Source organism: Murinocardiopsis flavida (assembly GCF_003014485.1).
GTDB lineage: Bacteria > Actinomycetota > Actinomycetes > Streptosporangiales > Streptosporangiaceae > Murinocardiopsis > Murinocardiopsis flavida.
In genome coordinates this window covers 63889-85455 of sequence record NZ_PYGA01000026.1, presented here as the reverse complement: position 1 = coordinate 85455, position 21567 = coordinate 63889, and the positions used below count along the sequence as shown (strand labels likewise).

17 protein-coding genes are annotated in these 21567 nt (G+C 72.3%); 12 read left to right on the top strand and 5 right to left on the bottom strand.

Features of this window, described 5'->3' with window-relative positions:
* The first annotated feature begins 26 nt into the window (after positions 1-26).
* Positions 27-332, top strand: coding sequence for a glyoxalase/bleomycin resistance/dioxygenase family protein (locus tag CLV63_RS27895; protein WP_211301508.1), 306 nt, complete (start codon positions 27-29; stop codon positions 330-332).
* A 138-nt stretch (positions 333-470) separates the two neighbouring features.
* Here the strand turns inward: CLV63_RS27895 and CLV63_RS27890 are convergent, their stop codons facing one another.
* The gene (locus CLV63_RS27890; protein WP_106586212.1) at positions 471-1409 is read right to left on the bottom strand and encodes a polysaccharide lyase; all 939 of its coding nucleotides are present in this window, start codon (positions 1407-1409) and stop codon (positions 471-473) included.
* Positions 1410-1649: 240 nt separating this feature from the next.
* Between CLV63_RS27890 and CLV63_RS33805 the strand changes: the two genes are divergently transcribed.
* The gene (locus tag CLV63_RS33805) at positions 1650-3437 is read left to right on the top strand and encodes a hypothetical protein (RefSeq protein ID WP_170134350.1); all 1788 of its coding nucleotides are present in this window, start codon (positions 1650-1652) and stop codon (positions 3435-3437) included.
* Positions 3438-3507: 70 nt separating this feature from the next.
* On the opposite strand, the gene CLV63_RS27875 is transcribed toward CLV63_RS33805, so the two are convergent.
* The gene (locus CLV63_RS27875) at positions 3508-5610 is read right to left on the bottom strand and encodes a tetratricopeptide repeat protein (protein WP_106586209.1); all 2103 of its coding nucleotides are present in this window, start codon (positions 5608-5610) and stop codon (positions 3508-3510) included.
* Positions 5611-5883: 273 nt separating this feature from the next.
* Complete coding sequence (locus tag CLV63_RS27870; protein ID WP_106586208.1) at positions 5884-6624, bottom strand: MerR family transcriptional regulator; 741 nt, start codon at positions 6622-6624, stop codon at positions 5884-5886.
* Between the two features lie 329 nt (positions 6625-6953).
* Here CLV63_RS27870 and CLV63_RS27865 point away from each other — a divergent pair, with 329 nt between their 5' ends.
* Together CLV63_RS27865 and CLV63_RS27860 are read left to right on the top strand one after the other, a co-directional pair.
* Positions 6954-7610, top strand: a complete 657-nt coding sequence (locus CLV63_RS27865) for a hypothetical protein (RefSeq protein ID WP_106586207.1) — start codon at positions 6954-6956, stop codon at positions 7608-7610.
* A 113-nt stretch (positions 7611-7723) separates the two neighbouring features.
* Entirely contained in the window at positions 7724-8341 is a 618-nt protein-coding gene (locus tag CLV63_RS27860) for a stage II sporulation protein M (protein ID WP_106586206.1), read from the top strand.
* A 64-nt stretch (positions 8342-8405) separates the two neighbouring features.
* On the opposite strand, the gene CLV63_RS27855 is transcribed toward CLV63_RS27860, so the two are convergent.
* Positions 8406-9956, bottom strand: a complete 1551-nt coding sequence (locus CLV63_RS27855) for a class I adenylate-forming enzyme family protein (protein WP_106586205.1) — start codon at positions 9954-9956, stop codon at positions 8406-8408.
* A 30-nt stretch (positions 9957-9986) separates the two neighbouring features.
* Positions 9987-11252 carry a phenylacetate--CoA ligase family protein gene (locus CLV63_RS27850; protein ID WP_170134349.1) on the bottom strand — a complete coding sequence of 422 codons (1266 nt, stop codon included), beginning with the start codon at positions 11250-11252 and terminating at the stop codon, positions 9987-9989.
* Between the two features lie 278 nt (positions 11253-11530).
* Here CLV63_RS27850 and CLV63_RS27845 point away from each other — a divergent pair, with 278 nt between their 5' ends.
* The 8 genes from CLV63_RS27845 (at position 11531) to CLV63_RS27810 (ending at position 21558) form a co-directional block, all read left to right on the top strand.
* A complete protein-coding gene (locus CLV63_RS27845) occupies positions 11531-12886 on the top strand; it encodes a threonine synthase (RefSeq protein WP_342751443.1) in 1356 nt (451 codons plus the stop codon).
* Positions 12874-14010, top strand: coding sequence for an NAD(P)/FAD-dependent oxidoreductase (locus CLV63_RS27840; protein ID WP_106586203.1), 1137 nt, complete (start codon positions 12874-12876; stop codon positions 14008-14010). The genes CLV63_RS27845 and CLV63_RS27840 overlap by 13 nt, the downstream gene beginning before the upstream one ends.
* Before the next feature lie 23 nt (positions 14011-14033).
* Complete coding sequence (locus CLV63_RS27835) at positions 14034-15332, top strand: aspartate aminotransferase family protein (RefSeq protein ID WP_106586202.1); 1299 nt, start codon at positions 14034-14036, stop codon at positions 15330-15332.
* A complete protein-coding gene (locus CLV63_RS27830; protein ID WP_170134348.1) occupies positions 15329-16147 on the top strand; it encodes a class I SAM-dependent methyltransferase in 819 nt (272 codons plus the stop codon). Before CLV63_RS27835 ends, CLV63_RS27830 begins: the two co-directional genes overlap by 4 nt.
* A 258-nt stretch (positions 16148-16405) precedes the next feature.
* Complete coding sequence (solA, locus tag CLV63_RS27825; RefSeq protein WP_106586226.1) at positions 16406-17590, top strand: N-methyl-L-tryptophan oxidase; 1185 nt, start codon at positions 16406-16408, stop codon at positions 17588-17590.
* 26 nt (positions 17591-17616) lie between these two features.
* Positions 17617-18915: an aromatic ring-hydroxylating oxygenase subunit alpha gene (locus tag CLV63_RS27820; protein WP_106586201.1), complete on the top strand. Its 1299-nt coding sequence runs from the start codon at positions 17617-17619 to the stop codon at positions 18913-18915.
* Positions 18908-20380, top strand: coding sequence for an aldehyde dehydrogenase family protein (locus CLV63_RS27815; RefSeq protein ID WP_106586200.1), 1473 nt, complete (start codon positions 18908-18910; stop codon positions 20378-20380). The genes CLV63_RS27820 and CLV63_RS27815 overlap by 8 nt, the downstream gene beginning before the upstream one ends.
* Positions 20377-21558, top strand: a complete 1182-nt coding sequence (locus CLV63_RS27810) for an NAD(P)/FAD-dependent oxidoreductase (protein ID WP_106586199.1) — start codon at positions 20377-20379, stop codon at positions 21556-21558. The genes CLV63_RS27815 and CLV63_RS27810 overlap by 4 nt, the downstream gene beginning before the upstream one ends.
* Positions 21559-21567 lie beyond the last annotated feature (9 nt).

Here is a 21567-nt window from a genome sequence, read left to right as displayed (position 1 = left end):
GGTTCCAGGCTGGGGAGGGGATATCCATGGTGAACACCGCCCGCATGACGCTGCTCGTCCTCTACAGCGAGCGCATGGAGGAATGCCGTGCCTTCTATACCCGCCTCGGCCTCGCCTTCGACCGGGAGCAGCACGGCAAAGGCGCTGAGCACTACGCCGCCGCCCTGCCTGACGGAATGGTGATCGAACTCTATCCGGGCTCTCCTGAGCGCCGAACCGGCGCGGCGCGCCTCGGCTTCAGCGTCGACGGGGCCACGCTGGACCCTCCGCTGGAGCCGGGCCGACACCTGTTGGCCGACCCCGACGGCCGGAAAGTCGAACTCCACGCATGACAAGGAGCGCATCGAGCACACCACCTACCCCCGAGGTCCGAACTGTCATCGACGGCGCCTGCGGACCTGGAGAACTGCACGCCCTCCACTGAAGAGGACCAGGGGAACTCCACGTGAGCGCGGGGGTGGGCGGGTGGGTCAGGGGCAGTGGTTGCCGAGTTCGCAGATGTCCGCTGGGTCGGTGGCGACCTTGATGTCGTCGTACCAGATGTAGCTGTCGTTCTGCGGGGCGAACTCCGTGGTGGCGCCGCCGGCGAAGCTGTCGAAGTACGCCGTGTCCACCTGGTCGTCGTTCTCGACGAAGCGCAGGCCGGTCACCTCGGCGGCGGACTGTCCGTTGTAGAAGACCTCGATCTCGCCGTCGGGGTTGGCCTGCCCACCGGTGACGGTGTTGACCTTGACCCGCTGCACGATGTTCACCCATTCGCCCTTGGGCCAGTGGACGACGGAGCCGTTCCTTTCCAGCGAGACGTAGTCGCCGTACTTGTCCTTTTTATCCATGTGGTAGTAGTACAGCGCTGCCTCGCCGCCTGCGCGCCGCCAGATGAAACGGGAGCTGAAGCCGTTCGTGCCATCGCAGGTCTGGCCGCCCGAGCACCAGTCGCCGCCAGCGAGGCCGATGCCGACCTTCCCCGCGTACTGGGTGGTGCCCCAACTGAAGTCCGCATCGAACCTGATCCACATGGACACGTAGTACTCGCGCGCCTTGGCCAGCGTGAACGGTGCCTGCGCCCCGGACTCCTCCGGCCCGACCCTGCCTTTCGGGTAGAGGACCCGCAGCGACTGGTCGCCGCTGTGCGCCGGGGTCGATCCGTCGATCCGGGTCCGCTCGCCCATGCCGACGGACCAGGGCGCGTTCCAGCCGTCCTTGCCCCACTCGCCCAGTGGGTACGGGTCGTCGGCGGCGGGTCTTTCGAACGTGTTCTCGTTGGACGCCTGCGCCTGCGCCTGCGCCGGGTCTGCGACGGTGTGCACCGTCTCCTGGGCAGGTTCCGCGCCGAACTGCGGGTACAGCACGGCGGGGATGAGCAGCGTGGCGACGCCGGCGGCGCTGAGGAGCAGGGTCTTCGACTTCATGGCTGGTTCCTGGCTTCCCGATCGATGGGGGTATCGGTGGTGCAGGCTGACCATAGCGACAACGCTCCCGCGATGAAGCCGAGGTGCTCTCACAGCCGGTCGCTCGACGGCGTGGGCGCGGGCGATCGCCGTGCCGCTGGGCACGGGCGGTCCCGGGGACCGGCACAGTGCGTGGGGACGCGGCCGAAGCGGTGGTGTGCTCCTGAGCGGCAGGCGTCCACCAGGTAGGGTTCTCGAACTGTGGTGGACGGAGAAGCGCAACGCGGCGATGCGTCGTCGCATGGGGCGAGGATCGGCGCGCTGCATCCTCGATGGGCGACCCTGAAAGAGCCACTGCGGGTACTCGCCATCATTCACAATGTGACCTCGGCGACCCGAATGCTGGACGTTCTCGACGCATTCGACTCCGACCCGCGCGTGCAGGTGTTTCTCACCTGGACCCGCTCCTCGATCTTCACCAACGGCGTGGAACCGTTCCTCGCCGCAACCGGGTACCTGGAACTCGGGTGGGAGCACGCCCGCGCATTGACCTTCGACCTCGCAATCACGACCAGCCTCGGCGGAGAACTGCACGAAGTCCAAGCACCGATCCTGAGAATCCCCCATGGGATGGGGTATAACAGATTCTTGGACAGGGGGAATGATAAGCTGGAATCCACAATCCACAATCCACAATCCACAATCCACAATCCACAATCCACAATCCACAATCCACAATCCACAATCCGGAAACCGGCCTTCGGGCTTTCTCCCGAATGGCTCATGCACGAGGGTCGGGTCGTTCCCTCCGCAATCGTCCTGTCCCATTCCGAGCAGCGCGATCGGCTCGCTCGGGATTGCCCTGAGGCCCTCCCCACTGCCGTCGTCGCGGGCGACCCCTGCTACGATCGACTGCTCGCGAGTCTCCCCCAACGGCGCAGGTACCGGCGCGCCTTGGGGGTCGGCGATCACCAGCAGCTGGTCGTCGCGAGCTCGACATGGGGCGACAACTCCCTTTTCGGCAGGCACCCCACAATCGTCAACCGGTTGCTCTCCTCGCTCCCCCACGATGAATTCCGCGTCGCGCTGATACTCCACCCGAATGTGTGGCACGCGCACGGCCCGGGACAGATCAACGCGTGGACGGCGAGTGCGCAACGCGCGGGTCTCCTGCTGCTGGATCCGCGCGAAGGGTGGCGGGCCGCTCTCGTCGCGTCCGACTACGTCATCGGTGATTGCGGATCGACGTCCTACTACGCAGCGGCGATCGGACGCCCGGTCGTTCTGGAGGACGCCGGGACCGTTGCGATCGACGACACCTCGCCCATCGCCGCACTCGTGAGCGCGGCCGTGACATTGGACGCGCGTCAGCCGGTCCTCGCACAGCTCACCGAGGCGGCGCAACGGCGCGATCGGACCGAGAAGGTCGCCGCCCAATGGGTCACGTCATTGCCGGGAGGTTCGATAGGCGAGCTGCGCCGGATCATGTACGCGTTCATGGGGGTCCCGGAACCCGGACATCCGCCCCTGGTCTCGGCGGTGCCGACCCCGCAGGTGGATCCGGGCCCGCCGATCGCCCTGTGGACGGTGACCCACTGGGAGGACGACCGGCGTGTGCGGCTCCGCCGCATCCCGGCGGCCGTGGCCGACCGCCTGGCGTCGGGCGACCGCGACGGTGTGCTCGTCGTGGACGACTCCGAGAAGGACCACCGCTTGGCCCGGCTCGCCGACATCGTCTGCGTTCGCGCCGAGGAGCTGGGGTGCACGGTGTCCGAGTGGGCGGAGGAGGTGTTCGCCCACCTCCCCGGGGCGCAGGTGGCGCTCTGCTACAGCCATGGCCGCAGCGAACTCCGCACGCGCCTGGGCGACGGGTTCGTTGTACGGGTCATGTCCGGCGAGCGGGGCGCGGATCCGGCCCTGCTTCCGGTCGTGCTCGCCATCCGGCTGCTGACCGGCACGCCGCGCGCGGAGCTCGCCGCTCTCGACCCACTCACACTTGTCACGGACGGCGGTCGCACCGTCTCCTTCACCATCGAGACGCCCGCGTGAACCGCGCGTCCCCGAGGCCCACGTGAGCCGCACGCCCCCGGAACGCGCGCGAACCGCGCCGCCCCAGGCCCTACCGGCCGTCGAGCAGTTTACGGACGCGCTGCGCGGCCTTTTCGTTGCCCACCGCCTCGTAGGCGTCGATCGCCGAGCGGAGATGGCCGGTTCGCTCCCCGTCCGTGGGCGCCGAGCGCCCCAGCGCCTCGAACGCCTGCCCGCGCTGGACGAGCGCGCCCTGCCCGGTGAACAACTCCAGCGCCTGCTCGGCCTTTGCGTGTGCCGCGGCCGTCGTCCCGCTGCTCAGGAAGGCATCGCTGGTGCTGAGCAGGACCTTGCCCTCGTTGACGGGGTCGGGTCGGCCCCGCTCCCGCTCCGCACGCAGCATTTCCCAGGCGTGCTCCAGCAGCTCCAGTGCCTCCGCTGAACGGCCCGACCCGATGAGGGCACGGCCGCGATGCAGGTGGATCAGCGCGATGGAGCGGGTCCGCCCCATCGCTTGCAGGAAGGGCAGCGCGCGGTCGAACGCCGCCAGCGCGTCGGCGTAGCGGCCCCGCCGCCCGGCCAGGATGCCCAGCGCCTCCAGTGCTCCGCCCTGGCCAGGGCCGTCGCCGTCGGACGCCGACAGCTCCAGCGCGCCGGTGAAGTGCCCTTCCGCCGAGTCCCAGTCCTCGGTCTCCAGGCAGCCGAACCCCAACTGGTTGCGGATACGCGCCTGTACACGGACGTGGCCGCAATTCTCGGCGTCCGCGAGCCCGGCGGCGAGGAGGAGCTGCCGGTCGGGGCTCATGCCGGTGCCGCGGAAGTAGCCGTCGGTGGCCAGGGCCATCGCGGCGGCGAACCCGCGGGTGCCGATGAGCGGTTCGTCTCCGCCGCGGCTGGGCCCGACCAGCGCGACGATGGCCTGGATGTTGGCCCCGCTCCACTGCCTCGCGTCCGGGCCGTCCGCGTCGCCGGCAGATCCGGTGGCAGATCCGGTGGCGAAGACGGGCAGGTCGAGGACCGGCGGGCGCTCGAAGTCGGTGCCGAGCTGCCATCGCGGGGTCAGCACCGCGTCGGCCGCGAGCCCGGCATGGACGTAGTACGCCGCGAACCCCGCCAACACCGAATCCCGCTCGGCGCGGTTGCCCTCGCGCTGTGCCGCGTCCGCGGCGTGCTCGTGCACGGCGGGATTGATGCCGTAGCGGTGCCCGCCCATCCGGGTGTCGCGGGTCAGCAGACCGGCCGAGCACAGCAGGGCGAGCACTCCGCGGGCCTCGGCAGCGGGGACGCCGATCGCGGCCGCGATGGCCCACACGTCGAACGAGGGGGTGGGATGCAGGCCCGCGGCGCGGTAGGCGAGCTTGGCCGCGTCGTCCAAGCCGTCATACCCGGCATCAAGGATGGCCTTCAATGACGTCTCCTCGTCCTCCCCTGCCCCGAGCACCCGCAAGCTGCTGCGCTGCTTGATCTCCTCAACCAACCCCGCGATGCGGAGGAACGGATCGGCGCTCAGCCTCCCGGCGGCCACGGTCGCGCAGAGCGGCAGTCCGTGGCACCGGCGTGCGAGCTCCCACAGGGCACCGGGCTCGGCGTCGACACGCCGGTCGTCCTGGAGCTCCGCGCGCAACTGGGCGACGACATGGGCGGTGGGCATCGCCAGGACCTGGACGTTGCCGGGCCGCTGGTCCCGCAGTGACGAGAACGGTTCGGCAGTCGTGACCACGAGCAGGGAATCGGGGTTGCCGGGAACGACCGCGCGTACTTGTGCGGGCAGCACCACGTCGTCGAGCAGGATCACCACCCTGCGGTCCTTGGTGACCGAACGCAGCCGCCGATGCTTCTCCGGCAGGCCGCCGGGCTCGTCACCCTGTGGCACGCCCAGGTCGGCGAGCACCTGGTCGATGATGGCCTCGGGATCCGTGGTGCTCCTTGGTCCGCTGCCCTTCACTCTGAAATGCAGGAGGTCGAACTGGTCTGCGGTGCCGGAGCGAGCCACGTGCTCCTTGATGGCTTTCACCGCCAACGTGGTGCGCCCCGACCCAGGGCCGCCGCTGACCAGGATGATCCTGGGCTCGGTGCGGTCGCCGCGATCGAGCACGCAGTCGGCGAACCGCGCACGCTCGTCCTGCCGGTTGATGAAGGTCATGATGTCCAGTGGCAGGTGGTTGGCCGTGGGCCGCCGCTCTTCGTCGTGCACTGTGACATCTCCGTAGACGTGGTCCGCTTGGAACACGATCCCACTGACATTCCCGTGGACGGCATGATTGTGGTCACTCACACTAGGCAATCCTGGCCCATCGCCGCGGGACGGGCCAGTTCCCGAACCCGTGCGGGCACGCGGTGGCCTGCACCGGCCACGGCGGGGTTCCGGTGATCGCGGGCCGAGGCGGTGGCGTCCCGTCCCCGCCGGCCGGGCGGGGTGATCCGTGCGCGGCTGCGGCCCGCCGCCATCCGGCGGGGTGTCGCCGGGTCAGGCCGTGGTGTCGTCCGGGGCTGGGGGGTCTTCCGTGAGGAGGGTGTTCAGCCGTTTCAGGACCCGCAGCTGTGCCGGGTTGTACAACTGCACGACGGCCTCGGCCATCGTCTGTTCGGCGTGCTTCGCGCCGCGCGGCGCGTCCGCCGCCGGGTCCTTGGACCACGGATTCGCCTCGCGCGCCGTGCGGAGCACGGGCAGCATGCGCGCCGCGAGATGGTCGATCGCGGCGTCGTCGGCGTCCGCGGGGAGCGCCTCGAACTCCGCCTCGGTGTCGTCCGGTTCGCTGAGCAGCTCGCGGAACTCCCCGACGGACTTCTCGCTGAGGACGGTCGAGTAGACCATCAGCAGGGACCGCTGCCTGTCGGTGAGGTCGCGGGAGACCGGGGCGAATTCGGGCGGGACGTACGCCGGGGCGCGGTGCCGCAGGATGACGGCCAGTTCCGCCCGCACGCGGTTGATCCGGTCGACGGTCGCTTCGAGTTCCGCGTCCAGCACGCGGATGGCCTCGTCCGGCTCATCGTCCGCCCGCCCCATCGCCGCCACCTCCGACAGCGGGACTCCCAGATCGCTCAGCCGCTTGATCTGGAGCAGCCGGATCAGGTGCGCGACCTCGTACTGCTTGTACCCGTTCGCCGCACGCTCCGGCATGTCCAGCAGGCCGACCTGGTGGTAGTAGCGGACGGATTTCACCGTCGTGCCGGCGAGATCGGCAAGCTGCTGAGTACTCCATGCCATGGGATGCCCCCTTCCACCGTGACTGCGCGTGGCCGCGCGCTCAGTCCACACCCTGCCCCGGGGGCAGAGTCAAGCGGCGCCCGGTTCCATGCATCGCCTGGTCGCGCGTTCTCCGCGGCCACCGTACGCGTCCACCGGCCGGATCCACCGCGGCGCGCGGCGGCGGTTGACCCTGCCCCGAGGGCAGACCGTGCAATGGGAACAAGCGCCGGTCGTGACCGGTTGGCGGCCGCTCCTGCGCGGTGCGCTTTCAGCCGCGGCGAGCATGCGGCGGTCCCGACTCGGCGCCGAACGTCGATCGATCCGCGCGAAACGACACGGAGTCCGCAATGGTCAAGGTCCGGAAGCGGCGCAAGGCAGCGCAACGGGTCAAGAACGGGAACGGCCGCCCACTCAAGGAATTCCGGTGGTGGCAGCCGCTCTCCCGCGCACTCTTCTACCTCCCGTTGACGGACGACGACGGCGTCCGCGTCGTCTACGCCGTAGACGTCCCGTACTGGCAGCGGATCCTGACGGAGGACGGCAAGGGGAAGGTCCACCTCTACCTCGACGGCAGGCATCACGCCGAGTCCGGGCCCCCCGCGGCCTTCCCCGTGCCGGGCGGGACGATCGAGGTGGCGTGCACGGCTTTCGGCCTCAAACGCTGCCATTACGTCACCGAGGACGGGGCCGAGCAACGACTCGTCCCGGACGCGCGCTCCGCCGAGGGGCGGCGCGCCCGATTCGACCGCACGCGCCCGTGGCTGAGCCGCGTGATCGGGGTCCTGTCGCTGATCATGCTCATCATCCCGATCGCGCTCGTCGTCCCGCAGATCGTCGAAGCGGTCACCGCCGTCCCCCCGATCGCCGAGCGCTTCGGCACCTTCACCGCGCCCGTCGACCTGCCGCTGTGGCTGAACATCGCGCTCGGCCTCTGCGGTTCGACGGCCAGCGTGGAGCGGGCGACACGGCTGCGCTTCAACGCGCTGCTGGACGGCGCCGACTGATCGGCCACCGCGCGCCGGGACGCCGACCGCCTCAGCGACCGCGCGCCGCTCAGGCGGAATGCCACGCACAGGGCCGACCGGCCCGCCACCGACTCGACAACGGAGCACGACTCATGCGCCTTCTACGCACACCTTTCCGGATCATCCGCGCGAACCTCGGCGCCTACCTGGTGCTGAACGCGATCGCGTACGGCCTGTTCCTCATCGGCGTGGGGGCGGCGCTGGCGTTCCCCGATCTGAACGCCGCGCAAACCGATGCCCAGCAGCAGGACGGGACAGCGGACCTGGTGGGGACGCTGTTCGGGAACCCCTGGCTGTTCGCCCTGACCATCTTCGGGGTCAACGTCGTGACCGTCGCCGCGTTGCGGATCCTGCTGCCCTCGATGATCGTGCCGTTCGCCGGGATCCCCCTCTTCGCCTACAAGGCGTACGAGACCGGCGTGATCCTCGCCCCGGTCGACGCGACCGTGGCGAAGCTCATGATCCCCCACTCTCTGACGCTCGTCATCGAGTTCCAGGCGTACGTCCTGCTCATGCTCGGCGCGTTCCTCATCGGGAGGGCCTGGCTGCGCCCCGCGGCGGTCGGCGCGCCCGACCGCCGTCAGGGGTACCTCCACGGCCTGCGGCAGGCCGCGTGGCTGAGCGTGCCCGCGCTGGCGCTGTTCGTCATCGGAGCGGTCTACGAGGCCCTCTCGCTCGTCTACATCGTCCCCCACCTGGTCGCGGGCTGATCCCGATGCACCGCCCGGGTCCGTGGCGGCCCGGGCGGCCGGCGCCTGCCGCGGGCATCCCCCGTCATGTCCGCTCGCTGGCCCGGGCGGCGTGCCAGTGGCGGAGGGTGGTGGGGCACCGTTCGTGGGCGTAGGTGAGCGGGATGCGCGAGACGAACATGAACGACGACGGCATGTGGCGGGGGTCGAGCCGGGGTGCGAGCAGTTCCCGCAGCTCGCCCTCTGTGACGTCGGCCCCGGGACGCGGCGCGACGGCGGTGTGCAGGGTCGCGCCGCCGTCGCCGTGGACGTCGAAGGTGGCCGCCTCCCTCACTCCGGGATGCTCCTGGAGGACGGTGTCCACCTCCGAGGCGAACACGGTGCCGCCGTTGACGACCATGGCGTCGCCGGAGCGGCCGAGGACGGTGAGGAAGCCCCGCGCGTCCTGGTACCCGATGTCGCCCGTGTCCAGCAGGCCGTCGCGGAGCACGCGTCCGGTGTCCTCGGGCCGGTCCAGGTACTCGTCCATGAGCTGAGGGGTGCGCACCCACACGTGCCCGCGTCGCCCCTCGGGCAGGGTCCGCCCCTGCGGGTCGCGGACCTCCACGTGCGCCCCCGGCACCGGCCGACCGCAGCTGCGCGTCACCGCCGGGTCCCATCCGGCGTAGTCGTCGGGCGACAGCCTGGTGATGTTGCCGGATTCGGTCTGGCCGTAGGTCGGGTGGACTATGGGGCCGAGGACGGCAACGGCGCGTTTCAGCAGCGCCGGCCCTGTCGCGGCCGTCGCGCTGATGACACAGCGCAAGGACGCCAGGCCGCCCTCGGCGGCGCCGGGGTGCTCGACGAGCCCGCGCAGCTGGTGCGGCGCGATGACCATGTGCGTGACCCCGAGCCGCCGGACGGCCGAGAGCGCCGCCTCGGGCGTGAACTCCGGCAGCGTGGTGAACTCGCCCCCGCACACCAGGGTCGCGTCGCCGAGTGCCAGCCCGAGCCCGGTGAGCCGGTCGGTCTTGAGCATGCGCACCGGGCCCCCGGTGAGCAGCGGTTCGAGCCACCTCGCGCTGAACGGGCGCAATGGCCGGTGCCTGCGGAGGACGGGCTTTGCCCGCCCGGTGGTCCCCCCGGTCAGCGAGATCCGGCCGGGGTCGCCCGGCCGCGCACGGGAGGCGAAGGGTTCGGCCGGGAGCGCTTCGGCCGCGGCGAACACGTCCTCGCCCGGTCCCGGCGCGGCCAGCGCGAGAAGCCGGACCCCCGGTAGCGCCGCGACGGAGCGGACCGCGGCGGGGTCCGTGGCGGCGGGATCGGCCACCACGTGCGTGGCGCGGCACGCGGCCGCGAGGCCCACCTGGTCCGGGACTGCCAATGCGAGCGGGAGCTCCACCTGCGCGGCCCCCGTGAGCTCGATCGCGCGCAGCAGCAGGTACATCCTGGTGCTGACCGGGCCCATCAGCGCCGCCGTGCCGCCCGGCCCCAAACCGCGGTCGCACAGTGCGCGGGCGAGCCGGTGGACGGTGTCCAGGGCCCGGCCCGCGGTGAAGGTGTCGCGGTCGTCGCGGAGCACGATGCGGTCGGTGCGGCCGGTGCGGTCGGTGCGGTCGGTGCGGTCGGCCAGCGCTGCCAGCGCAGTATGCGTCATCTGTGTCGTCCTCTCGGTTCGCGTGCGCGTTCAGCCGCCGCCCGCTCCGGCCGGGGCGGGGTACGCCAGACCGCTGTCCTCGGTGTCGGCTGCGGCGGACAGGTAGCGCGGCTTGGCGATGTGCGAGGTGCGGCTCAGTTCGTCCAGCGGGACCAGGGTTCCGGCGGGGACCGCGACGGCGTCGGCGACCGGACCGAAAGCCCGTTCCAGGCCGCGGCCGAGCTCCGCGGCGACATCGGCGGCGGCCCGCGCGTCCGCCTCCGCCTCCACGCGCAGCCGCCCCCGGTCCGCCACCGCCCGCCAGAACAACACACCCAATTCACCGGGGAGCGCGAAGACGACGTCCTCCACCTCGGACGCGAAGACCCGTCTCCCCGCGATCTCCACCCCCTGCTCCCAGCGCCCCAGGACCCGCACACTGGGCAGGGCCCAGCCGCAGGGGCAGGCGGTGTAGCGGAGGTCCACGGTGTCGCCGGTGTCGTACCGGATGAGCGGCATGGCCTGGCGGAACAGGGTGGTGAGCACCAGCCGCCCGCGGCCCTCCCACGCGGTGAGCCCCGTCTCGGGGTCGAGCACCTCCGGCAGGTAGCGGTCGGCCCACAGGTGCAGGGTCCCCTCCGGGCACTCCCCGGCCAGGTTCGAGCCGCACTCGGAGTTCCCGTAGCTGAGCGTGACCGAGCACCCCCATAGCTCCTCGATGCGGCGCCGGCGCGCGCTGCTCAGCGGTTCGCCGGTCGCGACCAGGGTGCGCAGTGCGGGGGCGTAGGAACGGGGGGACTCGCCGAGCAGGCGCGCGCACGCCGCCCACAGCAGCGGCTCGGTCGGCAGGGCCGCGGCGACGGTCACCTCGAGGTCGCGCAGCAGGCCGAGGACGCGCCGGACGGTCATGGCGGTGGAACGGGCGTCCGCCGGAACCACCATCGCGCCCGCCGCCCGCGCCGCCGCGTGCACCTGGTGGGCGATGGTGACCATCGCGTACGGGACCCGGACGAGCACGGTGTCCTCCGCTGTGAGCGCGGCACCGCCCCGCCCGAACCGGTCGAGCATCTCGTCCCAGTCCGCCTCGGTGTGGAAGGACCCGGTGGCCCGGCCCACCGAGGTTCCGCTGGACTGGTGATAGGCGACCACCTCGCGGCGCGGGACGGCGAGCATCCCGAAGGGGTGGCTCGCGCGCAGATCGGCCTTTGTGGTGACGCCGAGACCGCAGAGCGCATCGAGGGCCGCCTTCGGGTCCTCGCCGCCGAACCGGCGGCGGTAGAAGTCGCTTTCGCGCGCCCTGCGTACGGCGCCGGGCAACCGGTCGGACCACAATTCCCGCAACCCGTCGAATTCGGACCAATCTCCGAGCTTTGGAAAATCATGGGACATGGCGCTCCGATCGGGTGCTTACTCTGGTCGGATCATGGCGGCTGCGAAATAAATTCGCAGAAACACGATTCCCCTGCGTCGAGCACGGGAAACAAGGGTTCTGGGATCCGCGGCCGTGCCGCGCCGACCGTAAATGGAGGCGCCGGAACCGGGCGCGGATATCGAGGGCCCATCGCGCCGAACCATGCCCGTCCGCCTCGATCCCCATGGTCGCACTGTGTGCCGAATTCGTCCGTTCTCGCATGTCACGACGGAAGGAAGCCGTGAACCTCGCCCTGCGCTACGAAGCGCTCATGGACCAGGCCGCGCTGGCCGGACCGGATGCTGGATTCCTTTTGGTATGCGTTCTTTGTGGGCGTTCACCCGAACGCGAATCCGCGAACCGCTGCGCCGAATGCGGCGGGGCCGTCGACGCCGTGCACGACCTCGGCCGGGCGTCCATTCCGTCGGACGGCGAGCCGCTCCAGCGGTACTTCGACCTACTGCCACTGAAAAACCGGAAAAGCATTATCGGTCTCGGAGAGGGGAATACGCCGTGCCGTCCGGCGACCGATTTAGGACGGCGCGTCGGGCTCCCGCGGCTCGTGCTGAAAATCGAAGGCGATAACCCTACGCGCAGCACCAAGGACCGTATTGCGTCCTTGGGGCTGTCCCGATTCGCCGAGCTCGGGGTGAAACGGTTCGTCATGGCCTCCACCGGGAACAGTTCCACCGCCTACGCCCGGGGGGTGCAGGCCGTGGCTGGGATGGAACTGGCGCTGTTCTGCGGGTACCGGTTCCGCCACCGGCTCGGCTACCCCGATCACCCGTCCGTCAGTACCTACCTGGTGGAGGGCGACTTCGTCGCGGCCGGCCAGGTGTCCCGCCGCTTCGCGGCGCGCACCGGGGCGTTCGCCGAGGGCGGGTTCTTCAACCTCGCGCGCCGCGAAGGGCTGAAACTCGCCTACCTTGAGGCGTTCGACCGGATGGACCCCGCGCCGGACGCCGTGTTCCAGGCGGTGAGCAGCGGCATGGGCCTCCTCGGCGGCTACAAGGGGGCCCTGGAGTACCGCCGCCTCGGCAGGCTGCCCCGGGTGCCGCGGTTCGTCGCCGTCCAGCAGGACGCCTGCGCCCCGATGGCCCACGCCTACCGCGAAAGGGCCGCCGCCATCGCGCCGCGGCACATCGTCCATGAGCCCCGCGGCCCCGCGGAGGCCATCCTGCGCGGGGACCCGACCGCGACCTACCCCTACATCCGGGACCTGTGCCGCGAGAGCGGGGGCGCCATCACTGCGGTCACCGAAGCCGAGATCCGCGCCGCCCGGTGCCTGCTGGCGGAGGACGAGGGGGTGAACGCCTGCAACGCCGGCGCCGCCGCCCTGGCCGGGGCGGTCCGGATGCGGCGGGAGGGCGGGCTCTCGGCGGACGACACCGTGCTGGTCAACCTCACCGGGGCGGACCGCGAGGACCGGTCGGCCCCGACCCGGTACCGGGTCGTCCCGCCGGACTGGGCCACCGGCCCGGTCGACTGGGACGGCCCAGCGGAGACGAGCCGTGAGGCGGCGGGCTCATGGGCCGGGTGATCGTCGTCGGCGGCGGGATCGTCGGCGCGGCGGCAGCGTGGCACCTGACCCGGGCGGGGGCCCGGGTGCTGCTGCTGGAACGCGCGGCGGCCCCGGCCACCGGTGCCAGCCGCGCGTCCTTCTCCCGCGCCACCGCCTTCGGCAAAGGGCCGCGCCGCTACTTCGACCTGAACCACGCCGGCCTCAGGGAGCTGCACGACCTGCGGGCAGCGGGGGTGCCCGGCTTCCACCCCTGCCCGAGCCTGGTCTGGGACCGCGCCCCCGACGATCTGGCCGCCCGCCTCGCCGAGGCGCGCCGGTGGGGATACGGAGCCGAGCCGGTCCCCAGGTCCGGCCCCGAGATCCCGGCCGGTGTCGACCGGGCCGCGCTGCCGCCCGCGGTCGGGCTGCTGCCCGGTGAAGGCTGGGTCGACCTGCCGGCCATGGCCGCGTGGCTGCTCGACCGGGCCCGCGGTGCGGGGGCCGAGGTGCGCTTCGGCACCGAGGTCGCGGGGCTTGCCGTCGGCGACGGCGGCGCCGTGCACGGGGCCGTCACGGCCGACGGCCGCACCGAAGAGGGCGACGTGCTGGTCAACGCGGCGGGGGCAGGAGGACAGGAGATCGCCGGGTTCGCCGGCGGCCCGCTCGCGCTGGCCCCGACCCGTGGGCTGCTCGTGGACGTCGCCGCCCCTGGTGGCCTCGCGGGCATGCTCCTCGCACCGGCGGTCAGCGTCCGGCCCGCGGGTCCGGACCGGGTGCGGGTGCGCTCGGACGCGGTCGACGCCCGCCTCCGCGACGCCGCCCCCGCCGCGGTGCCCGGCGGGCTGGTCACCGAGCTGATCGAACGCGCCGCCACCCTGCTCCCCGCGCTCCAGGGGGCCCGGCCCGAATCGGTGCGGGTGGGTGTGCGCGCCTTTCCGGCGGACGGGCTGTCCAGCGTCGGGACCCTCGGGACGGCGCCCGGCTACTACGAGATCGTCACCCACAGCGGCGCCACGCTCGGCCCGCTCCTGGGCCGGCTGGCCGCCGAGGAGATCGCCGACGGCCACCGCTCCCCCCTGCTCGCCGTGTACGCCCCGGAGCGGTTCGCCGCCGGGGCCCGGAACGACACCGGAGCCGCCCCGGCCCCGGCCCACCCGCAGTAGCGAAATCCAGAGAGGCAATCACGATGACGCCCGACACCATCAACGACGTCCGGACCGCGCACTCCAACGCCGAGGCATACGCCGACCTGCACCGCTTCGTCGCGGGCGGGGTCAGCAGCAACATGCGCGCCAAGGGCGTCGCAACGCCCATCGTCGTGGACTCCGCCGCCGGCTGCCGCATCCGCGACATCGAGGGCAACGAGCTGATCGACGTCAACATGGGCTACGGCCCGCACATCTTCGGCTACGCCGACCCCGACGTCACCGGGCAGGTGGCCGACCAGTTCACGCGCGGCCACCTCACCGGCCTGCCGCACCGGCTGGACCGGCAGGCGGCCGGCCTGGTCACCGAACTGGTCCCGGGCATCGAACGGCTCAGGTTCGCCAACTCCGGCACCGAGGCGCTGATGTCGACCGTCCGGCTGGCCCGCGCCCTCACCGGACGCACCCTGCTGCTGACCTTCGAGGGGCACTACCACGGGTGGAGCGAGACACTGCTGCGCTCGGCGGAGACCGACGGCTACCGGCCGCGTCCGGGTGCCGCCGGAATGATCCCCGAAGCCACCGCGCACACGCTCCAGGTGCCGTGGAACGACGCCGAGGCGGTCGAGAAGGTCTTCGAAGAGCACGGCGGCCGACTGAGCGCCGTGGTGTGCGAACCCGTGCTGGGCAACGTCGGCGTCGTGCCGCCCGACCCCGGATTCCTGGCGCTGCTGCGCGAGCGCACCAGGGAGCACGGCGCGCTGCTGGTCTTCGACGAGGTGATCACCGGGTTCCGGGTCGCCCGCGGCGGCGCCCAGGAGCTGTACGGGATCGTGCCCGACCTCACGGTGCTGTCCAAGGTGCTGGGCGGCGGGTTCCCGGTCGCGGCCTTCGGCGGCGCACGCGAGGCCATGGAGCCCCTGGCGACCTATGCGGCCTTCCACGCCGGCGTCTACTCCGGCAACCACGCGGCGCTGCGCGCCGTTGCCGCGACCCTCACCAAGATCGCCGCCGCGCCGGCGCTGTACACCGAACTGGAGGCGCTGGGCGCCCACGCCGAGGCCCGCGTGCGCGCCGCCGCCGACTCGGCCGGCCGGGTCCTTGCGGTCGACCGGGTGGGCTCGGTCATGTCGGTGCAGCTCATGGCGGCCGCCTCCGGCCGCCTCGACCGCCAAGGGCACCGCCTCCTGCAAATGGCCTGCCAGCGCAGGGGTGTGTACTTCCACCCGGTGCCGGAGGAGCCGTGGTTCCTCAGCACGGCGCACACCCGGTCGGACATCGACACGATCGCGGGCGTCCTGGGCGAGGCGCTCGCCGAGACCGCGGGGGCGGGCGGGTGACGCGGCCGGAGTCCGGCGTCGCCGCCGTCTACAGCAGGTGCGCGCCGAACTACGACACCGGGGTCGCGTACTTCCGGGTGTTCGGGCAGCGCCTGGTGGATCTGGTCGCGCCCGCGCCGGGCGAGCGCGTGCTCGACGTGGCCGCCGGGCGCGGCGCCTGCCTGTTCCCCGCGGCGCGGGCCGTGGGGCCCGGGGGCGCCGTGCACGGGGTGGACCTGTCGACGTCGATGGTGGCGCACCTCCGGGCCGACATCTCCGCAGAGGGGGTCGGCCACGCCTCCGCGGCCCTGATGGACGCCCAAGCGCTCGACGTCCCCGCCGGCTCCTACGACGCGGCCGTGTGCGCTTTCGCGCTGTTCCTCATGCCCGACCCGCGCGCCGCCGCCGCAGGGATGCTGCGCGCGCTGCGGCCGGGCGGGCGTTGCGGCGTCTCCGTGCCCGCTGCCCCGGTGACACCGGGGGACGATCCGCGGGTGGGCGAACTTTACGCCTGCTACCTGCGGCGGGCGGGGGTGCCGGCTCAGCGCCGGGACGCGTTCGGCATGGACGCCGGAGACCTGCTCACGCGCTCGGGCTGCACCAGTGTCCGCGTACGCGAGGAGACCCGGACCCTCCTGTTCGCCGACACCGCCGCGTGGTGGGAATGGGCGTGGACGGTCAGCACCCGCGGCGTGTTCGAGCGGCTGCCGGGGCCCGACCTGGAGGAGCTGCGCCGCGAGCTGTTCGCGCTGCTCGAATCGTCGCGGACCGCCGAGGGGCTCCCCGCCACGGCGCGGGTGACCTTCGCAACGGGGGAGCGCCCCCAGGGCGACTGAACCGCGGGGGCCCGCCGGGACCGGCGGCCCCGCGGTCCACCCGGCCGTCGCGGCGAGCCGGCCGCGGAGGCCGCCGCAGCACACCGCGCCCGCGGCGACGGCGGCCGATCCGGGGCCGCGCGGAGGGGCGGCGAGTGGTGTTGATCTTGTACGGATTTCGCACGGTCATCTGTATTTTTCTGAGATAGACCTGTACGGTCCGGCACCCGCATCCTGAAGCCGCAAGGACGCATCTCGGCGGCTCAGCGGGGGATGTCGATGAAACACTTCCCAGCGATCGTGGTCGGTTGCGGTGGCCTCGGCTCCGCGGCACTGTACCGGCTCTCACTCAGGCTCGGCCCCGGCGTACTCGGCATCGAGCAGTTCCGGCTCGGCCACGAGCGCGGCGCCTCCCAGGACCACTCCCGGATCATCCGGCTCGCCCAGCACCAGCGCGCGTACTCGGCGCTCGCCCCCGCCGCCTACGCGGCGTGGCGCGAGGTCGAGGACGCCTCGGCGCAGCGGCTCGTCACCACCACCGGCGGGCTGGTCATCGAGGACGCCGACCACCGCGCGGCCGGGGACACCGGCACCCGCAACATCGAGGGCTACGTGCGGCTCTTCACAGAGTTCGGGGTCGACCACGAACTGCTCGACCCCGCCGAGGTCATGCGGCGGTGGCCGCAGTTCCGGCTGACCGGCGGCGAACGCACCCTGTACCAGCGCGACTCCGGCATCGTGGACGCGCGCAGGGCCAACGCGGTCCACGCGGCGCTCGCCCGCGGCCTCGGTGCCCGCATCGTCGAGGACACCCCGGTCCGGGCCGTCCGCCCGACACCGGCAGGGGTCGAGGTGCGCACCGACGACGAGACCTACCTGGCCGACCGGGTGGTGATCGCCGGCGACGCCTGGACCAACCGGCTGCTCGCCGACTGCGGGGTACAACTGCCACTGACGGTCACCCAGGAGCAGGTCACCTACTACGCCACCGCCGACCTGCGCGCGTTCGCCCCGGAGAACTTCCCGGTCTTCATGTGGCACGGCGAGCACAACTTCTACGGCTTCCCCGTCTACGGCGAGGTGGCGACCAAACTGGGCCAGCACATGGGCGGCCACGAGGTCACCGCCGACACCAGGACCTTCGACCCCGACCCGCGGCGCCGCGAGCGGTACCTGGCCTTCCTGAACGAGCACATCCCCGGGTTCGCCGGGCCGGAGCTCACCACGAAGACCTGCCTCTACACCATCCCGCCCGACCAGAACTTCGTGCTCGACACCCTCCCCGGCGACCCGCGGGTCGTGGTCGCGGTCGGGGCGGGCCACGCCTACAAGTTCGCCGCCCTGATCGGCACGATCCTCGCGGAGCTCGCCCTCGACGGCGCCTCCTCCCACCCCGTCGACGCGTTCTCCCTCGCCCGCCCGGCCCTCACCGACCACACGTTCGAGCAGGCCTTCCACAGTTGATCCCGACCCGGAGAGGGGAGCTGGACATGAGCATCGGCACCGACATCAACGGCGCGCCGCACCCGCAGTCGGCCGCGGCGGGCGCCTTCACCGACGAGCAGACGTACCGGAGTTCGCGCGTTCCGGTGGAGTTCGCCACCACCCTTCTCCCCGCGGCCTACACGTCCCAGGAGTTCCACGACATCGAGCGCGAGCGGGTCTTCGCGAACAGCTGGGTCGCGGTCGGCACCACCTGCCAGGTCGAGAAGCCCGGCCAGGTGATCCTCGCCGACGTTGCCGGGCGCTCGCTCATCGTCACCCGCAACGAGCAGGGCGAACTGCGCGCGTTCCACAATGTCTGCCGGCACCGGGCCACCAAGCTGCTCGACGGCGTAAGCGCCGTCGGGCGGAACAGGAGGATCCGCTGCCCGTACCACAGCTGGACCTACGACCTGGACGGCAACTGCCTGGGCACACCGCTGTTCGAGGGCTCGGACATCCCACCGGACCAGCAGGGCGTGTTCGACATGTCCGACGTCAAGGGCTTCGACCGGGCGGACTACGGGCTGCTGCCGGTGCGGGCGGACTCCTGGGGCTTCCTCGTCTTCGTCAACCTCGACCGGCACGCCGCGCCGCTGCGCCGGCAGCTCGGCGACCTGCCCGAGCGGTTCGCCGGGCACCGGCTCCCCCAGTGGCGTGCCATGCGCCGGCTGAGCTACGACGTGGCGGCCAACTACAAGCTCATCGGCGAGAACTTCATGGAGTACTACCACCTGCCGTGGGTGCACCCCGAACTCATCCAGGTGTCCCGCCTCGCCGACCACTACCGCTGGCAGGGCCCCGGCATGTACACCGGCATGTGCACCACCCCGATCTCCCGCAACACCGAGGCGGGCGGCTGGGACGGGCTGCCCCCGGTGTCGGGCCTCGGCGCGGCGGACGCCAGTGCGGGCCGCTTCGTCTGGCTGTTCCCGAACACCGCGATCGTGGTCCTGCCCAACCACGCCTTCGTCCTGTTCGGCCGCCCCGACGGGCCCGGCCGCACCGTCGAGGAGGCGGTCATCCTCACCCACCCCGACTCGGTGGCGGGCGACGACGCGGACGCAGGGCTCGACCAGCTCGAACGCTTCTGGGACCTGGTGAACCGGCAGGACCTGGAGATCGTCGAACGCGTCCAGCAGGGCATCGCGAACCCGGACTACCCGGGCGGCCGCATGTGCTACCGGTTCGAGGAGCCGCTGCACCGCTTCCAGAACATGGTCATCGACCGGATGGTCGGCGTCGACCGGGTCCCCGCGGGCGACGGGCAGGCGATGACCCCGATGTTCGTGACCGGCGATGAGTGAGCGCGGCGGGGTCCCGGCCGGCGGGATCCCACCCGGCGGGCTGTTCATCGACGGCCAGTGGACCCCGGCCCGCTCCGCCGCCACCTTCGCGACCCTCGACCCGTCGACCGAGGAGACCGTCGCCCGGGTGGCGCGCGGCGGCCCGGCGGACGTCGACGACGCCGTCCGGGCGGCGCGAGCCGCGTTCGCCGGGCCCTGCCGCCGCATGGCGCCGGTGGACCGGGCCCTGCTGCTCACCCGGGCCGCGCGGACCCTGGAGTCCCGTGCCGAGGAGTTCGCCATCCTGGAGACGCGCGACACCGGCAAACCGCTCTCGCTCTCCCGGAGCGAGATCCGCGGCTGCGTGCGGTACTTCGACTACTACGCCGGGGCCGCGGACAAGATCCAGGGCGAGACGGTGCCGCTCGGTCCGGACTACCTGGACTACACCGTCCGCGAACCGTGCGGGGTGACCGCGCACATCACGCCGTGGAACGCACCGCTGTCCATGGTCTGCCGGAGCCTGGCCCCGGCGCTGGCGGCAGGCAACACCGCCGTCGTCAAACCCGCCGAGCAGGCCCCGCTGACCGCGCTGGCGCTCGCCGACGTCCTCCGGGAGGCCGGGTGGCCGGCCGGGGCGTACAACGTCGTCACCGGTTTCGGCGGCGAGGCGGGCGCGGCCCTCAGCGGCCACCCCGGCATCGACTCGCTGACCTTCACCGGTTCGGTGCCCACCGGCCGGGCCGTACTGCGGGCCGCCGGGGAGAACATCACCCCGGTGCTGCTCGAACTGGGCGGCAAGTCCCCGCAGATCGTGTTCGACGACGCCGACCTCGACCACGCGGCCGACGAGATCGCCAAGGGCATCTTCACCAACGCCGGGCAGTACTGCGACGCGGGCTCCCGCCTGCTCGTCCACACCGCTGTGCACGGACCGCTGCTGGAACGGCTGGCGGAGCGGACGGCGCGGCTGCGCGTCGGCCCCGGCATGGACGACCCCGACGTGGGCCCCCTCATCTCGGCGGCGCAGCGCGACCGGGTCCTCGGCTACATCGACGCGGGGCGGTCCGCGGGCGCGCACGTCGTGGCCGGGGCGGCGGACTTCCCGAAGGGCTACTTCGTCGCGCCGACCCTCCTGGACGGCGTGCGGCCGGACATGCTGGTGGCGCGCGAGGAGATCTTCGGTCCGGTGCTGGCCGTGCTGACCTTCGGCGGCGACGACGAGGCCGCCGAGCTCGCCGACGCCACCGACTACGGCCTGGCGGCCGGCATCCACACCCGCGACGTGGACCGCGCGCTGCGCTTCGCCCGGGACGTGCGGGCCGGCTACGTCATGGTCAACGAGTACTTCACGGGCGGCGTGGAAAGCCCCTTCGGCGGCTCCGGGCACAGCGGCTACGGACGCGAGCGGGGCCTCGCCGCGCTGGACAACTACACCCGGCTCAGGAACGTCGTCGTGCGGATCAAGGGGGATGAGCGGCCATGACACAAGCGCGGCGCATAGTGATCGCCGGGGCGGGCCTGGCGGGGCTTCGCGCGGGCGAGGCCCTGCGCGACGGCGGCTTCGACGGAGAGCTCACCGTCATCGGGGACGAGCCGCACCCGCCCTACAACCGCCCCCCGCTGTCCAAGCAGGTCCTCACCGGCACCATGGACCCGGACCGCTGCCGGTTCCCCGCGGACCGGATCCAGGCGACCTGGCTCCTCGGCACCCGCGCGGCGGCGCTGGACCGCGCCCGGCGCACCATCCTGCTGCACGACGGACGGCAGGTGCCGTACGACGGCCTGGTCATCGCCACCGGGCGGCGGGCGCGGCCCTGGCCGGGGCGGGTCCCGCCGCTCGGCGTCCACACGCTGCGCACCGTGGCCGACAGCCTCGCGCTGCGCCGGGCGGTCGACCCGGCCACCAGGGTCGCCGTCCTCGGGGCGGGCTTCCTCGGCTGCGAGGTGGCCGCCTCGCTGCGGACCCTTGGTGTCGCCACGGTGACGCTCATCGACATCGCACCGCACCCGATGCCGGGGCTCGGCCCCGAGATCGGCGCCCGTGTCGCCGCGATGCACGCCGAGCACGGCGTCCGGCTGCGCCTCGGCACCACCGTGGCCCGCTTCGAGGGACGGCGGCGGGTGACGGCGCTGCACATGGCGGACGGGACGCGGATCCCCGCCGATGTCGTCCTGATCGCGCTGGGCTCGGTGCCCAACACCGAGTGGCTGGCGGGATCGGGTCTCGCCCTGCACCGGGGCAGCGTCCTCTGCGACACACACTGCATGGCGGTCGGCGCGGACCGCATCGCCGCCGCCGGCGACGTCGCCGCCTGGCCGCACCCGCGCCTTTCCGAACCATTCCAGGTGGAGCACTGGACCAACGCCGGGGACATGGCGAAGGCCGCCGCAGCCAACCTGCTCGCCGCACCGGCGCACCGCACCCCGTACACGCCGGTGCCCACCTTCTGGAGCGACCAGTACGGCGCCAAGATCCAGTCGGCGGGCCTGTTCGGGCACGCCACGCGCCGCACCGTGGTCGAGGACGACCCGGGCAGCGGGCGGCTGGTGGTGGAGGGCGACCGGGACGGCGAACTGATGGGAGCCGTCACCGTGAACCGGCCCCGCGCCCTCATCGGCTACCAGCGCGCCCTGGCCGCGTCCCCCGCACCGGCCGCCTGACCGGGGCGC